General features: G+C 71.3%; 15 protein-coding genes. 12 read left to right on the top strand and 3 right to left on the bottom strand.

Going from position 1 to position 15336, the window contains the following annotated elements; genetic code table 11:
• Nucleotides 1–45: 45 nt before the first annotated feature.
• The gene (locus ACF059_RS12545; RefSeq protein ID WP_392055206.1) at nt 46–366 is read left to right on the top strand and encodes a hypothetical protein; all 321 of its coding nucleotides are present in this window, start codon (nt 46–48) and stop codon (nt 364–366) included.
• 143 nt (nt 367–509) lie between these two features.
• Here ACF059_RS12545 and ACF059_RS12540 read toward each other — a convergent pair whose 3' ends face one another.
• Complete coding sequence (locus ACF059_RS12540; protein WP_392055203.1) at nt 510–878, bottom strand: VOC family protein; 369 nt, start codon at nt 876–878, stop codon at nt 510–512.
• Between the two features lie 133 nt (nt 879–1011).
• Between ACF059_RS12540 and ACF059_RS12535 the strand changes: the two genes are divergently transcribed.
• The 6 genes from ACF059_RS12535 (at nt 1012) to ACF059_RS12510 (ending at nt 6305) form a co-directional block, all read left to right on the top strand.
• Entirely contained in the window at nt 1012–1596 is a 585-nt protein-coding gene (locus ACF059_RS12535; protein WP_392055200.1) for a DinB family protein, read from the top strand.
• A gap of 418 nt (nt 1597–2014) precedes the next feature.
• Nucleotides 2015–3496 (top strand): sensor histidine kinase, encoded by a 1482-nt coding sequence (locus ACF059_RS12530; RefSeq protein WP_392055197.1) that lies wholly within the window; start codon nt 2015–2017, stop codon nt 3494–3496.
• Between the two features lie 20 nt (nt 3497–3516).
• Nucleotides 3517–3906, top strand: a complete 390-nt coding sequence (locus ACF059_RS12525) for a roadblock/LC7 domain-containing protein (protein WP_366869397.1) — start codon at nt 3517–3519, stop codon at nt 3904–3906.
• Between the two features lie 38 nt (nt 3907–3944).
• Nucleotides 3945–4259 carry a DUF742 domain-containing protein gene (locus ACF059_RS12520; protein WP_366869396.1) on the top strand — a complete coding sequence of 105 codons (315 nt, stop codon included), beginning with the start codon at nt 3945–3947 and terminating at the stop codon, nt 4257–4259.
• Nucleotides 4240–4863, top strand: a complete 624-nt coding sequence (locus ACF059_RS12515; protein ID WP_366869395.1) for an ATP/GTP-binding protein — start codon at nt 4240–4242, stop codon at nt 4861–4863. The genes ACF059_RS12520 and ACF059_RS12515 overlap by 20 nt, the downstream gene beginning before the upstream one ends.
• Nucleotides 4860–6305 (top strand): cytochrome P450, encoded by a 1446-nt coding sequence (locus ACF059_RS12510; protein WP_392055194.1) that lies wholly within the window; start codon nt 4860–4862, stop codon nt 6303–6305. The genes ACF059_RS12515 and ACF059_RS12510 overlap by 4 nt, the downstream gene beginning before the upstream one ends.
• A 17-nt stretch (nt 6306–6322) precedes the next feature.
• Here ACF059_RS12510 and ACF059_RS12505 read toward each other — a convergent pair whose 3' ends face one another.
• The gene (locus ACF059_RS12505; RefSeq protein ID WP_392055191.1) at nt 6323–7450 is read right to left on the bottom strand and encodes a hypothetical protein; all 1128 of its coding nucleotides are present in this window, start codon (nt 7448–7450) and stop codon (nt 6323–6325) included.
• A gap of 384 nt (nt 7451–7834) precedes the next feature.
• On the opposite strand from ACF059_RS12505, the gene ACF059_RS12500 reads away from it, so the two are divergent.
• The 3 genes from ACF059_RS12500 (at nt 7835) to ACF059_RS12490 (ending at nt 10868) form a co-directional block, all read left to right on the top strand.
• Complete coding sequence (locus ACF059_RS12500) at nt 7835–8575, top strand: hypothetical protein (protein ID WP_392055188.1); 741 nt, start codon at nt 7835–7837, stop codon at nt 8573–8575.
• Nucleotides 8576–8641: 66 nt separating this feature from the next.
• Entirely contained in the window at nt 8642–9439 is a 798-nt protein-coding gene (locus ACF059_RS12495) for a VOC family protein (protein ID WP_392055185.1), read from the top strand.
• Nucleotides 9440–9590: 151 nt separating this feature from the next.
• Nucleotides 9591–10868, top strand: a complete 1278-nt coding sequence (locus tag ACF059_RS12490) for a cation:proton antiporter (protein ID WP_392055182.1) — start codon at nt 9591–9593, stop codon at nt 10866–10868.
• Between the two features lie 44 nt (nt 10869–10912).
• Here the strand turns inward: ACF059_RS12490 and ACF059_RS12485 are convergent, their stop codons facing one another.
• Nucleotides 10913–13033, bottom strand: a complete 2121-nt coding sequence (locus ACF059_RS12485; RefSeq protein WP_392055179.1) for a SpoIIE family protein phosphatase — start codon at nt 13031–13033, stop codon at nt 10913–10915.
• Between the two features lie 453 nt (nt 13034–13486).
• Here ACF059_RS12485 and ACF059_RS12480 point away from each other — a divergent pair, with 453 nt between their 5' ends.
• Both ACF059_RS12480 and ACF059_RS12475 read left to right on the top strand, forming a co-directional pair.
• Complete coding sequence (locus ACF059_RS12480; RefSeq protein WP_392056646.1) at nt 13487–14116, top strand: pyridoxamine 5'-phosphate oxidase family protein; 630 nt, start codon at nt 13487–13489, stop codon at nt 14114–14116.
• Between the two features lie 51 nt (nt 14117–14167).
• The gene (locus ACF059_RS12475) at nt 14168–14986 is read left to right on the top strand and encodes a class I SAM-dependent methyltransferase (protein WP_392055176.1); all 819 of its coding nucleotides are present in this window, start codon (nt 14168–14170) and stop codon (nt 14984–14986) included.
• Nucleotides 14987–15336: the final 350 nt, after the last annotated feature.

Here is a 15336-nt window from a genome sequence, read left to right as displayed (position 1 = left end):
GTCCAAAATGGGAGGTATGGGATGATGCGCACCACTCTTCTCCGCGTGACGACCGCACTGGGCGCCGCGACGGTGCTGGCCGTCTGCGGCGCCGGCGCGGCCAGCGCCCACGACGGGCCGGGCCCCTCCGTGGGCAGCTCAGGCGTCGGGAACTCGGGCGTCGGCAACGCGGGCATCGCGAACGACGGCATCGGCAACGCGGGCATCGCCAATGACGGCGTCGGCAACGCGGGCATCGCCAATGACGGCGTCGGCAACGCGGGCATCGCCAACTGGGGCCTGGGCAACGCGGGCATCTCCAACACCGGCATCGGCAGCCACGGCATCGGAAACTCCGGCATCGGCAGCTCCGGCATCGGCAACTGAGACAGGCAGACCCTCTGCCCCGCACCACCGAGCCACACGACGCGCCCGCCTGACACCGGGCCGCTCCACCCGGGCCGCCCCTTCCCCAAGCGGCCGGCCCGGGTGTCCGGCGCGGCAGCCGGCCCCCATGGCCCGGAAGGGCGTCACCGGGCCGGGATCGGCTGGGTGAGGTTCACCGGGTTGCCGTCCGGGTCCAGGATGTGGGCGACGCGTTGGCCCCACGGCATGTCGTGGGGGCCGCTGCGGACTGTGCCGCCCAGGGCCTCCACCCGGCCGAGCGTCTCGTCCACGTCGTCGACGCCGATGCCGAGCAGGATCCGCGACGCCGTCCCGGTCCCCGCGTCCGCCTTGGCGACCAGCCCGAGGTCGGTGTCGCCGATGCGCAAGCCGAGGTAGAAGGCCGGGCCTTCCGCCGGTTCCCGGAAGTTCTCCTCAGCGCCGAACAATTCCGTATAGAAGCCGAGCAGAAGGTCCTGTTCGGCGGTCACGATCACCGGCTGGATGGTGGACATGGCACTCCTGTCGAGAACGGTCGCGTCGCGGGGGTAGACCGTCCCGGGACGGGGAACTCATCGGTCTCGGTGCGGCCCCACGCAGGCGGGCCGGGGCGGGGGCTCGTCAGGGCCCATGGCAGGCTCATGCCGCATGATCGATGAATTCGCGAAGGACACCCTGCACGGTCGCCTGCGGCGGGACCGCGAGGCGCTGCTCTGGAAGCTCGACGGCCTGTCCGAATACGACGCCCGGCGCCCGTTGACGGCGACCGGGACCAATCTCCTGGGCCTGGTCAAACACGTGGCCACCGTCGAGGCCCGCTACTTCGGCGAGGTCTTCGGCCGCCCGTCCCCACTGCCACTGTGCCGGTGGCAGGACTCCGACGGCAGCGACTTGTGGGCGGCCGAGGACGAGACCCGCGAGCAGATCGCCGCGTTCTACCGGCGCACGTGGGACCACTCCGACGCGACGATCGACGCGCTTCCCCTCGACGCCCCCGGCCGCGTGCCGTGGTGGCCGGAGCCCCACGCCGACACCAACCTGTTCGCCGTCATGGTCCACGTCCTCGGGGAGTCGATCCGGCACGCCGGGCACGCCGACATCCTGCGCGAGGGACTCGACGGCCGGACCGGGCTGCGCCCCGAACACGAGAGGCGGATCGACGAGGAGGCCCGTGCGGCCCACTGGGCGAGGGTCGAGCGGGCCGCCAAGTCGGCCGCAGCCGTCAGGGGTTAGCCGCGGTGCGGTGCGCCCCGGCAAGTCGCCGAATGCAGTCGATTTCCATGCAGGTGACGTGTGCGTCGTGGCGTCGATCGATCAACTGCGGTCCAGATCGATCAACGGGGCCCTCCGTTCCGGTCAAGCCCACCTGGCGTACGCGAACTGACTATGCTCGCCTTGCGTGTTGCGCTGCTCACTGCGAGTCAAACGCCGCATTGCGCGGGGACCAATCCTGGCCGCAGAGAGGTGTGACCACCGATGCAATCTCGAACCGAACGGTCGGGCGTCGTCATGGACGCGTCCCTGCCCGGCCGGACGAGGCCGCGACCGTTCTCGTCCGCGCACCGCAGCACGCCCAGTCCACTCATTCCAGACTGTTTAGGACCCTTCGATGGTTCGTGCAGGTTCAACCGCTAGAGCGCTGCCCCGTGCAATGGCTCCAGCATGGCTCATCCCCCCCGGCGTTCTGGCCGGGGCCAGCGCGGTGGCGCTGCTCTACGGTCCCGCGCAGATACGCACGCCGGTTGCCTGGTGCGGCCTCGTCGCGGTCGTCCTGACGGCCCTCACCTCCGCCGAGACGGCGCGCAGGGGACGCTCGGCGGAGGCGGCCCGCCACGCCCGGGCGAACGCCGAGGTACAGCGGTACTACGCGCAGCGCGAGAGCGTGCTGCTCGCGCGGCTCTCCGATCAGCGCGCCACCACCGTATGGCTCGCCGAAGAGCTCCTGCCGGCGGCGGTCGCCCGCATGCAGAAGGGCGAGCCCGCTACTGAGATCCTGCAGTCCGTCCCCTTCGGCAACCACCTCGACGGCGAGTTCGCCGAAGCGCTCCGGGAGGCTCTGCGCACGCTCCTGGAAGCCGTGGACGCCGAGGAGCGCACCCGGGAGTCGTCCCAGCGGGCCCTGGTGGCGATCGCCCGCCGGGTCCAGGCGATCGTGCACCAACTCGCCAAGGACCTGCGGGACATGCAGATCCTGCACGGTACGGACGTCGTGGTCTCCCACGGCCTGCAGGACATCGACCACCGCAACGCGCTGATCGGGCGCCTCGCGGCCAGCATCGCCGTACTGGGTGACGCCCGGCCCGGGCGTCAGTGGTCGAGGGCGATCCCGCTCTACGACGTCATCCGGGGCGCCATGTCGCGCATCGTGGACTACCCCCGCGTGAAGTTGCAGTCGGTCACCGAAGTGGCCGTGATCGGTCCGGGAGCCGAGCCGCTGATCCACGTGCTCGCCGAACTGCTCGACAACGCCACGACCTTCTCGCCGCCGCACGCCCCGGTCGAGGTGACCGCGAGCGAGGTGCCCTCCGGTATCGCGATCGAGATCGAGGACCGCGGGGTCGGGCTCACCGAAGAGGTCCGCCAGCGCGTCGACCGGGTCATGGCCCAGGCGGCCTCCGGCAGCGGTCTCGCTGACCTGGGCGAGGCGACGCAACTCGGCCTGCCCGTCGTCAGCAGGCTGGCCCGCGAGCACGGCCTGGACGTCGAACTGCGCACCTCCGCCTACGGAGGGGTGCGGGCCGTCGTGCTGGTCCCGCGGCGCCTGATCACCCCGGTTCAGCAGCCTGCCCAGAAACTCCAACCGTTCGCGCCGAGGCCCACGGGCGCACCGTTCGCGCCGAGGCCGACGGGCGCGCCGACCGTGCCGAGGCCGACGATGACGCGCGATGCCGCAGCAGACTCCGTCGAGGTGCCCCACACCGTCAACGGTCTGCCGCAGCGGCGACGCGAGTCGCCCGTCCCCACACCGGTCGTCCGTACGGCCCCCACACCCCCCGCCGCTCCGGCCCCCACCCCGGGCGTGGCCGGCGCACCCCGGCAACCGGGCCTGATGTGGGAGGCGTTCAGCGGAGACAACAGACCGGTCACGGGATCTTCCCAGCCAACCAGCGAGCCATCAGACGAGGGTGAGTAACCGTGCCGCCACTGCCCAACATGGACTGGATGCTCAAGGAGCTCGAGACCAGCGTCCCGTACGTGCGACACGTGGTCGTGCTGTCGTCGGACGGCCTGTGCATCGGTCAAGCGAACACGGAGCCCGACACCGCCGACGCGATCGCCGCCGCCTGCTCGGGCATCCAGAGCCTGGCGAAGGCCATCGCGCAGAAGTTCCCCCACGGAAACGGCTCGACCCACATGGTCGGGATCGAAGTCGACGGCGGATATTTCTCCCTCATGGCGGCCGGACCCGGGGCCTATCTCGCGGTGCTGGCCGATGCGGAGGTGGACGCGGGGTTGCTGGGCGACCGCATGCGGACGCTGGTGATCCGGATCGGCCAGCACATGACCAGCCCGCCTCGTGATGACATCGGGCAGGCAACGTGACGTCACACAACCAGCATCCGTGGGACGAAGGCACTCCGGTGCCGCTTTACGTCATCTCCGGTGGCCCGGGTTCCTCGGCCAAAGCCTTCAACCTGGTCACCCTCGTCGCGTCGCGGGCGGCGCCCGAGCCCGGTATGCAGCCCGAGCAGGCGGCCATCCTCTCCATGTGCCAGTACCCGCTGTCGGTGGCCGAGATCTCCGCGTACCTCAGTCTGCCGTTCAGCGTCATCACGGTGCTGCTCTCCAAACTCGTGGACCAGGAGCGGGTCGAGGCCACTGCTCCCGTTCCCGTCGCGGCGGTCCCCGAACTCGGCCTTCTGGAGGCGGTGATCCATGGACTACGCAGGCTCTGACGCAGCCGCAGCCGGCCCCCGCCGCTCGGACGTGCTGCTGCCGCACGGCGCCAGAGGCGTCAAGGTCGTGATCGTGGGCGGGTTCGGGGTGGGCAAGACCACCATGGTCGGGGCGGTGAGCGAGATCCCGCCCCTGACCACCGAAGAGACCATGACCCAGGCCGGCGAGGGAATCGACACGAATCCCGGTGCGGAGGGCAAGCACACGACGACCGTCGCCCTGGACTTCGGCCGCATCAGCATCAACGAGGAGCTGATCCTCTACCTCTTCGGGACGCCCGGACAGGAACGCTTCTGGTTCCTCTGGAACGGCATCTTCGAGGGCGCCCTCGGTGCCGTGGTCCTCGTCGACACCCGCAGGATCGAAGTCTGTTTCGAGATCATCACCCGCCTGGAGGACCGCCGGGTCCCCTTCGTCGTGGCCGTCAACACTTTCCCGGAGGCGCCGCAGCACCCGCTACCAGCGCTGCGCGCTGCTCTGGCGCTCAACGAATCGGTGCCCATCGTCACCTGTGACGCACGCGAGCGGTCGTCCAGCCGCGACGCGCTGCTCTCGCTGATGGGCTACCTGTGCACTCTCGCCGCCGCTCAGGAGTCCGTATGACCCTCCCTCCCGCCGACCACACCACCACGCAGCCAGGGCTCGTCCCGCCGCCGGGCTGCCCGGCCCATACCGCCACGGGCTTCGATGCGGCGACCCCGCTCTGGGGCCCCGCGGCCGAGACCGACCCCATGGGCCTGTACGAGAAGCTGCGCGCCGCCCACGGTGCGGTGGCGCCCGTCCTGCTCGACGGGGACGTACGGGCCTGGCTCGTCCTGGGGTACCTGGAGAACCGTGATGTGGCCAGCCGTTCCACCCAGTTCTCCCGCGACCCCCGCACCTGGCACGGCTGGAAGAGCGGCGAGATCGACGCCGCCACCTCGCCGCTGGTGCCGATGATCGGCTGGCGGCCCGACTGCGTCTGCGCGGACGGCGAGGAGCACCAGCGCCTGCGCGGCGCGGTCACGGCCAGCCTCGACCAGTTCGACCAGCGCGGGATCCGCCGCCACATCGCGCGCTTCGCACACCAGTTGGTCGACGAGTTCTGCGAGACGGGCAGGGCGGAGCTGGTCGGGCAGTTCACCGAGCACCTGCCCATGCTCGTGCTCACCCACCTGCTCGGCATGCCGGACGAGTACGGTCCCCGGCTCGTGCACGCCGCCCGTGACCTCTTCAAGGGCACCGAGACCTCGCTCGCGAGCAACGCCTACGTGCTGGAGACCCTCGAACAGCTCGTCATCGACAAGCGCGCCCGGCCCGGCAAGGACATCGCGTCCGTGCTGATGGCCCACCCGGCCGGCCTCACGGACGAGGAGGTGAAGCACCACCTGCGGCTGATCCTGCTCGCGGGCTACGAGACGACCGCGAACCTCATGTCCAACGTGTTGCGCATGGTGGTCACCGACCCGCGGTTCCGCGGGTCGCTGGCCGGCGGCCAGATGACCTTGCCGGAGGCGGTGGAGCAGGTCCTGTGGGACGAGCCGCCGCTGATGGTGTGCCCGGGCCGCTGGGCCACCGGTGACACCACCCTCGGGGGGCAGGAGATCAAGGCCGGGGACATGCTCCTGCTGGGCCTGGCCGCCGGGAACGTCGACCAGACGGTCCGCCCGGACCCCACGACCCGCGTGCACCACAACCGCGCGCACCTGTCGTTCAGCGCCGGCGCCCATGAGTGCCCCGGCCAGGACATCGGCCGTGTCATCGCCGACGCCGGCATCGACATCCTGCTGACCCGGCTGCCCGACATCAGCCTGGCGGTGTCCGAGGAGGAGCTCACGTGGCGCTCTTCCACCTGGTCGCGGCATCTGACCGCGCTGCCCGTGAAGTTCGCCCACCGCAGTCCGGAGGCGCATGACGTGCTGCCGCCGCTGCCGGCCGCGCCCCCGCCGAGCAGCGGCATCGCGACGGCGCCCGCCTGGCCGGCGTACGAGGTCGACTCGGCGCGCCCGACGGAACCTGCCACCTCGTGGTGGACGCGGCTGAGGCGGTTCCTGCGCAGGGAGTAGAAGGGGTGCCCGGGGCCCTATGCGTGCGTCGGCGTGGTGCGGCCCGAGGGGGCCGGGACGTACCGCGCGGCGGCGGGCAGGGCGGCGGGGGGCTGCGTGGCGGGGGACGGCCGTTGCTGCGGGAACGGACCGTCTGCCGGCACGTAGCGAAGCGCCCCGGTGTACCAGGCGTGGAGGCCGGAGAGGAAACTGCGGGCCCCCCGCAGCCACGCTTCCAGCTCGATCCGGGCGGCGTGGTTCAGCCCGGCCCGCTGGACGACCGGGGGGAGCTCGCTCCGTATGAGGTGCTCGAAGTGGCGCAGCCGGGCGGTCACCAGATCGGCGGCCGCGTCCATCGCCTCCTGGACGGTGAGGTGCAGGGCGCTCTGGAGGACGACGACGAGGTTGTTGACGTCGTGTTCGTCGTCGACTTCCCGCTGGTAGGAGGCGATGTCGTTCGCCATGCCCATGTAGTCCATGAAGGCGTCCAGCAGCGCGCCGAAGGCCCGGCTGTGCCGGATCTCCTCGGGTATCCGGGCGCCGGTGGCGAGTTCCACGGAGTACGGGGCCGTGTACGCGGCGAAGCTTTCGCGGCGGAACTGGGCGTACTCGACGAGGTCCGGGACACGGCCGGCGCGGCTGTTGGCCAGTTCCTGAACTCCCGCGTCGATGTACCGGGCCAGGGCGCGGTTGAGGCCGCGCCGCCAGTGCGCCATTTTCGGGGGGAACAGCCGTTGCTGCAGGTCGGCCATGCCCTCTTCGACGGCATTGGTGGGCGCCGGCAACCGGGCGCCCGGTTCCGTGGGCAGGAAGGCGTGGAGGCGGGCGGTGAAGGCGTGCGCGCCGGCGAGGTCACCCGTCCGTTTGAAGGCGTAGGCGAAGTAGTCGTCCCAGGCCAGGGCCCAGAGGTTGAACCGGTGATTGAGCCGGAGGTCGCTCAGTGAGGCGTCGGGGAGGGCCCAGGCGGTGAGCTGGTCGACGGCCATGGCGTGGAACTGCGAGGAGGTCCAGATCGGCCGGTGGGCCGACGGGCGTCCGACGGCGGCCAGCATGCCCATGTCCCGGGCCCACGTCGCGCTCTCCTCGCGCAGGGCCGGCAGGTGCCGGTTCACCCGCACCGGATACGGCATCGGCAGTACGGGCAGCTTGATCGCCTGGACTGTCATGAGATCCCCCTCACTGCTGCCACGGGGACGGACACCGGCCTCATCCCGCCCTCTGGTGCTCCAAAACGTGCGCCCGCCCCGGCCAATCCGCAACCCCCCATGGCCGTTCTCGGCCCCCGATTACGGCTGGTTTGCGGGGAATGGAACGATCCTTCTGGGTCAATTTGGCTCAAATTCGATCTCAAAGCACGCCATGATCCACCAAGGAGCGCCAGTCGGCATGCGCCGCCCGGCCCGGCTGCCGCGTCCGCGGTAGGTCCCGGGGGCCACCCGGACTGCGCGCGGCTCGGCGCGGACCTACGCTGAACGGGTGAGACCGGTCGCCCCGGAGCCCGACGGCGACGCCCGATGCCGTCCGGGGGCGGCCAGCGGAGGTGATGCGCGATGTCCGCACCCCGGTCAGCCGCGGCCCGCTGCGCGGCCGCCGGCGCCGCCTGTCTGTTGATGTTCACGGGCGCGGGGGCCGCCCGGGCCGATGACAACGGCGTCGCCGACAAGAGCGCCCCGGCCATCGCGGACGCGGCGCGCAAGGCCATGTCGCAGGTCACGTCCATGCGCATGGTGGCCACGGTGAAGGACAGCTCGGGCACCACCTCTCTGGACCTGCGGTTCGACGAGCGGGGCAACTGCGTCGGCTCCGTCGCGCCTCCCGGGAAGTCGGGCAAGGCCGACATCGTCAAACGCGGCAAAGACGTGTGGATGAAGCTCGACGAGGACATTCTGCGCGCCCAGGTACCGGGCGATGCGGCCGAGGACGCGATCGCGCTCATCAATGGCCGGTACCTGCACGGCACGACGGGCAGCCCGCTGCTGCGCGACTTCGCCGAATTCTGCGACCTGGGCTTCTTCAAGAAGGAGTTCTCCTCGAAACCGGTGAACGAGCAGCTGGACAAGGGCGGGCGCACCGCCGTCGACGGCCGTCCGGCCATCACCGTGAGCAGCCGGCACGCGGGCGAGACGGGCACCTTCCAGGTCTCGACCGAGGACGAGCCGTACCTCCTGCGGATCGAGGGCACCGATCAGTCCGGCGAGCGGGTGGACGCCACTTTCTCCGCCTTCGGTGAGCCCGTGGTGGCCACGCCGCCCGCTCCCGCCGACTCGGTGGACCTGTCCCAGCTCCAGTAGCACGCAGCCGCCCGGCGTCACGTCGGGGCCCGTGCTCCCTGCACGGACGCGCGAAAGGGTACAACCATGATCACCACTGACTTCGCCCCCGGGTCCCCTTGCTGGATCGACCTCGGCTCCCCCGACGTACGCGCCGCCGCGGCCTTCTACGGCGCCGTACTCGGCTGGGACTACGAGTCCATGGGCGAGGGCGAGGACATGGAGGGGGGCATGTTCCGCAAGGACGGCAAGGTCGTGGCCGGACTGGGCAAGCTGACCGAGGAGGGGGCGCGCTCGGCCTGGATGATCTACTTCAACGTCTCCGACGCCGACGAGACGACCCGGGCCGTCGAGCGCGCCGGCGGCACGGTGCGCGTCGCGACGAGGGACTTGGACGAATGGGGCCGGATGGCGCAGTTCAACGACCCACTGGGGGGCCAGTTCGCCGTGTGGCAGCCGGGCACGAACAAGGGCATGGAGCTGGCGGACGAGCCGGGCTCCCTGTCCTGGACGGAGCTGTACACGAGCGACGCGGCGGCCGCCAAGGAGTTCTACGGCGGTGTCTTCGGCTGGCGGTTCAGCGACTCGGAGCTGCCGGGCGGCGGGGGCACCTACACCCTCATCACCCCCGCCGGGCTTCCCGAGGAGCGCATGCACGGCGGCCTGATGGAGATGCCCGCGGAGAACCTCGCCCTGGCGAGCGGGCGGCCGTACTGGCACCCGGTCTTCGCCGTCGACGACTGCGACGCCGCGGTCGCCAAGGTCACCGAGAACGGTGGCAGCGTGCAGATGGGGCCTGCGGACGCCGAGGGCGTCGGGAGGCTGGCCGTCTGCCTCGACCCGGCGAACGCGGACTTCGTGGTGCTCACCCCGGCCGGGGGCTGAGGGCCGGCCCGCTCAACGCGGGGAAGGTGCAGGCGACTTCTGGGTGGCAGGTGCGGCGGCGGCTCGTGAGGACAGAGGTCCGAAAGAGCCGCCGCTCCCGTGCCAGGGGCTGACTACCGTGCATGGCGGACTCACCCCAGAGGAGAACACTGTGCCCCATGCGGAGTGGATCACCGTCACCGCCATCGGCGGTATGGCCTTGGTCTTCGTGACCGGCACCGCCCTCACCGTGCTGTTCCGCCGCATCGGGCAGCCCGCCGTCGTGGGCGAGATCACCGCCGGGATCTGTCTCGGACCCAGCCTGCTGGGGCTGCTGCCCGGGGACCTGCCCTCCCAGCTCTTCCCGGAGGAGATACGCCCGCACCTGGGTGTGATCGCCCAAGTCGGCCTGCTCCTCTTCATGTTCACGATCGGCTGGGAGTTCGACACGCGCTCCTTCAAGGGGCACATGGGCTCCACCGGGGCGATCTGGATCAGCTCGATCGCCCTGCCGATGGTCCTGGGCGTCGGCCTGGCCTGGATGATCTACGAGTCGCACGACGTGGTGAAGGGGCACACCGTGCCCTTCGCCGAGTTCGCGCTCTATCTCGGCGTCGCCATGTCGATCACGGCCTTCCCCGTGCTCGCCCGCATCATCTCCGAACACAACCTGCAGTCCACCCGTACCGGCGTGCTCGCCCTGGGTCTCGCCGCCGTGGACGACGTGCTGGCCTGGTGCATGCTCGCCGTGGTCGTCGCCATGACGAACGCCAGCGGCGCGGCCGGGTTCCTGGGCGTGATGGGCTGGTCCGCGGTCTACCTCGTGGTGATGCTGTGGGTGGTGCGCCCGGCCCTCGCCGCGGTGAGCGACCGCCTGCGTCCCGACCACGGTCCCTACCTGGCGGTGCTCGTGGCGGGCGGCGCGTTCACCTCGGCGGTGGTCACCTCGCACATCGGCATCCACGCCATCTTCGGTGCCTTCATGTTCGGTCTGGTGATGCCGCGGCGCGGCGACGGTCTGCTGCACCGGGCCGCGGGCGTCCCCATCGAGACCGTGGGCAAGGTCCTGATGCCGGTCTTCTTCGTCGTCACCGGCCTCTCGGTGGACCTGACCTCGCTATCCATGACCGGCTTCCTCCAGGCCGGGGCGATCATCGCCGTGGCCTGCCTCGGCAAGCTCGGCGGCGTCGCTCTGTCGGCCCGCCTGACGGGAATGGGGTGGCGGGACTCCACCGCGCTCGGCGTGCTGATGAACACCCGTGGGCTGACCGAACTGGTCATTCTCAACGTGGGCTTGAGCATGGGGCTGCTGACCGTGCAGCTGTTCTCGTCGATGGTGTTGATGGCCCTGGTCACCACGGCCGTCGCGGCGCCCCTCCTCAACGTCCTGCTGCCGAAGACCGCCGCGCCGTCGCCCGCTCCGGCGATGGCCGGGGCCTCCTCCTCCTGACGGCCTCCTCCTCCTGAGGGTCCGCGCCGCGCCACCACGCCTCCTCAAGGGCCTCGGCGGACCCGGGCGAGGACCAGGACCGTGTCGTCGGCCGGTGGTACGGGGAGCAGGCGTGCGAGCACGTGGTCGGCCATCTCCTCCAACGGACCCGGGGCGCTGACCAGTTCGGCGCGCAGGGCGTGCAGGCCGCCCTCGATGTCCCGGCCGCGCGCCTCGATGAGGCCGTCGGTGTACAGGGCGAGGGTGGCGTTCTCGGGCAGTTCGGTCTCGATCGTCCGGAAGGGGCAGCCGCCGACGCCGAGGGGGACTCCGAGGACCTCGTCGATGCTCTCCACCGTGCCGTCCGGCCGCAGCACCAGGGGTGGCGGGTGACCGGCGCTGGCGATGCGGGCGCGTCCGCCGGCCGGGTCGTAGACGATGTACAGGCACGTGGCCAGCTCGATGCCGGCCTCCTGGGCGCACGCGTCGAGCTCGACGAGCAGGTCGGCGGGCTCGATGTCGTGCCTGGCCAGGGCCTTGGTGGTGATGCGCAGGCGGCCCATGGCGGCCGCGGCACGCACCCCGTGCCCCATCACGTCGCCCACCACGAGCACGACCCGGCCGTCCGGCAGGCTGATCACGTCGTACCAGTCCCCGCCGACCTCGGTGATCCGGCTGCCGGGCACGTACCGGTGGGCGACGTCCACGTACGGGCTGGTCGCCAGCGCGCTGGGCAGCAGTGCCCGTTGCAGGGTGAGGGCGATGTCCTGGACGCGGCTGTACAGACGGGCGTTGTCCAGGCAGATCGCGGCCCGTGAGGCGAGCTCTCCGGCGAGGCTGACGTCGTCCTCGGTGAAGGCCGGCCGGCCCGCGGACCGGCCGAACATGGCGATGCCCTGGACGGTGCCCCTGGCGATGAGCGGGGCGACGAGGATGGAGGCCAGCCCGCTCTCGATCAGGAGGCGTGCGCGTGACTCGATGAGGACGGTCCGGGCCAGGAAGGCGTCGTTGACCACGGCGGAGATCGCACGGCCGGTGCGCAGCATGTCGTGGATGACGGAGCCCGGTGGATACCGCACCGTCTCCACCCCGCTCACGAGTTCGGTGGCCGGTGGCGGGAGGATCGTCCCGGAGGCGATCCTGCGGGTGATCAGCGGCCGCTCGGGATCGAACTCCGCCGCCTCGTCCATCCACTCCACGACCTCGACGACGGCGCCGTCGCAGAAGTCGGGCATCGCCGCGTCGACCAGCTCCTGGGCCGTGAGGTTCACGTCCAGGGTGGTTCCGATGCGCGTGGAGGCCCCGTCCAGCAGCGCCAGGCGTCGACGGCTGGCGGTGGCTTCCAAAATGGCCTGTTCCCGGTCCGTCACGTCCACCATCAGCCCGCCCACTCCGGGGCGCGAGCCGACGGCCCGGCTGAGGGGGAAGAAGCTCACGGACCGCACCTGATCGCGGTCGGGATGCCCGCGCGGGCGCATGCCCACCAGGGTCCCGACGACCGGCGGTCCCCCGAGGGCCACGTCGCCGAGCATGCGCCGGAACTCGCCGTCGTCGGACACGATCATGACGTCGTCCGTGCGGCGCCCGAGGTGCGCCTCGATCGTCAGGCCGTCCATGTCGGCGAGCGCCTGGTTGAGGTGGACGTAGCGCAGGTCCGCATCGAGCATGACCAGGCCGATGGGGCAGGTCTCGAAGAGCGCGTCGAGGAAGGCGAGGTTGGTCTTGACCCGGTCGAGCTCGTCGCTGCGGCTCGCCAGGACCATCACCACCGAAGGTCCTGAGGCTCCGGTCACGGAGAAGACCCTGAAGCCGCAGTCGAAGACGGTGCCGTCGCGGTGGCGTGCCGCCAGCCTGCCCCTCCAGTAGCCCTGGGTGCGGCCGCGCTCCGTCAGCCGGGCGCAGGCGTCGGAGGGGTCCAGGGGCCCGGGTGCGAAGAGGAGGGCGCCGGGCCGGGTCAGGACGGCCGAGGCGTCGTATCCGAAGAGCTCCCGCGCGCCGGGGCCCCAGTAGCAGAGGCGGTCGTGCTCGTCGATGCCGAAGACGGCCACGGGCACGTGTTCGAGCAGCGTTCCCGGCTCGGACCAGATAGGGCCGTGAGCCTCCGCGCCCCCCGGCCGAGCCGATGGCACGAGAGTCCCCTTCCCGTCCGCCGTTCCGTCCGGCGTCCCGTCCGCCGTTCCGTGCATCCATTATGCGGAGACCTCGGGTGGCGCGCGGGCGGGACGGGCAGCCGCAAGCGCTCGGTGATGGCTTCCGTACGCTCCGCCACCACGGGAGCGGACACGACTCCCGTGTCCCTTAACTACTTCTGAGTCACCCGGATGGTCGGGTAGCGTCCCGCATGAGTCCCCATCGGGGTCGCGGCCGCCTGAGCGGATCAAGCGGGTGGGGCAGACCATCTCGGACAACGGACGCGGGAGCGCTGGTCCCTTGAGGTTACGGATCCGTCGCTCACACGGCACGTCCGCCTGCCCGCGCCCCCACCCCTCCCCACACGACCCTCCCCCGGCCGCGGACTTCACCACCACCGCGCCTCAACGCGAGTCCGTCGAGCCGCGTTCACCGGTCGGCGCGGTCGGCCTCCTTTCCCGTTCCCGAGCCACGCGCTCACCCGTCCTGCCAGGAGAACGCCCGTGACCATGCCCCGGCCGCCCTTTGGATCAGCAGGTGAACACCAGCTCCAGCAGCAACTGGGCACCGCCGAGCGCGCCGCCCGGTTCTACGACCAGCAGGTGCGTCCTTGCCTCACACCCGAGATGCGCGACTTCATAGGCCGCCAGACCATGGTCTTCCTGGCCACCGCCGACTCCCACGGCGAGTGCGACGCGAGCTTCCGGGCGGGGCCGCCGGGCTTCGTCCACGTGATCGACGACCACACGCTCGCCTACCCCGAGTTCCGTGGGAACGGTGTGCTCGCCAGCGCCGGCAACATGACGGAGAACCCGCACCTCGGCATGCTGTTCGTGGACTTCACCCACCACCACGTGGGCCTGCACGTCAACGGCGCGTCCCGCCTCTTCAGCGACGCGGACCTGCGTTCCCTCCATCCCGGCCTGCCCACCGACGTCGCGCCGGGACGCGACCCCGAGCGGTGGGTCCGCCTGAGCGTCGAAGAGGCCTACATCCACTGCTCCAAGTACATCCCCCACCTGGAACCGGCTCCCCGCCCCGCCGGCCACGACGCGGCCCGTCCCAAGGACGCGAGCTATTTCACCGGCCTCGACACGGCGCCGGGCCAGCGCTCCGGGGCCGGGGTCTTGCGATCCTGACCGTGGGCCGGGGCGGAGGGCGCCCGGCCGCGGAGAGGATGTGGTGCTGCGATGCCCCAGGACAGTGGTCACGGTCGGGACGCGTGGGCCGTGGGCGCGGCGTACGAGCCGTACATCGGGCGGTGGAGCCGGGCGGTGGCGGCCGCGTTCGTGGGCCGGCTCGGCGCCTCCCCGGGCGAGCGCTGGCTGGACGTCGGCTGCGGTACGGGCGCGGTCGCGCGGGCGGCGCTGGACGGGGGCGGCGCGGGCGAGGTGGTCGGCGTGGACTCATCGGAGGGGTTCGTCCGCCACGCCCGGCGCCTCGTGTCCGCTCCCCGCACGCATTTCGTCGTCGGTGACGCCATGGCCCTGCCGGTGCCCGATGGCGTGGCCGGCGCGGTCGTCAGCGGGCTGACGCTGAATTTCGTACCCGATCCGGCGCGCGCGGTGTCCGAGATGGTCCGGGCCGCGCGGCCGGGCTCGGTCGTGGGCGCCTACGTATGGGACTACGCCGAGGGCATGCAGCTCATCCGCCGCTTCTGGGAGGCGGCCGCGGCGCTCGACGAGCGGGCGGGCGATCTGGACGAGGGGACGCGCTTCCCGCTGTGCCGGCCCGGCCCGCTGCGTGCGCTGTTCGCCGGTGCGGGCCTCAGCGCCGTGGACGTGGCGGCGATCGACGTGCCGACCCGCTTCCGGGACTTCGACGACTACTGGACTCCGTTCCTGGGCGGCCAGGGCCCCGCCCCCGGTTACGCCACCGCCCTGCCCGAGGACCGGCGGGCCCGGTTGCGGGAGCGGCTGCGCTCCTCGCTCCCCACCGCCGACGACGGCTCGATCCCTCTCACCGCGCGGGCGTGGATGGTCCTGGGCCGGTCCCCGGCCAGGCCCTGACCAGGAGGAACGAAGTTGCGAGCGGCCTCGTCGCACCTTTCGAAAACCTCCACATCGTGTGCGTGACCCGGTCCGCTCTCCCCCTCGGTTCCCCGGTGGACCGGGCCGAGCCCACCCGAAGGTGACCGTTTTGCCCCCGTATGCTCCCGGCGCGGGACGGAGGGCCCGTATCTGTTACCCGATCTCGCGGAGACGTTGTCACCATTCGGTGAAAGTAGCTGCACACCCGTCGCCCCGGGTACGCCTTTCTTCATGAGGGAGCGTCAGCCGAATTGGCCCGGCGGCCCGTTCGCGTGCTTTCATCAGCCCCGCTGCGGCAGTCCGGAGAACGGCCCTTGAGCTCGGGGTCG

It is taken from the genome of Streptomyces sp. NPDC016562 (genome assembly GCF_043076955.1).
Taxonomy (GTDB): domain Bacteria; phylum Actinomycetota; class Actinomycetes; order Streptomycetales; family Streptomycetaceae; genus Streptomyces.
Note: the sequence above shows the minus strand (reverse complement) of the source record. Positions and strands in the feature narration are given on the sequence as shown.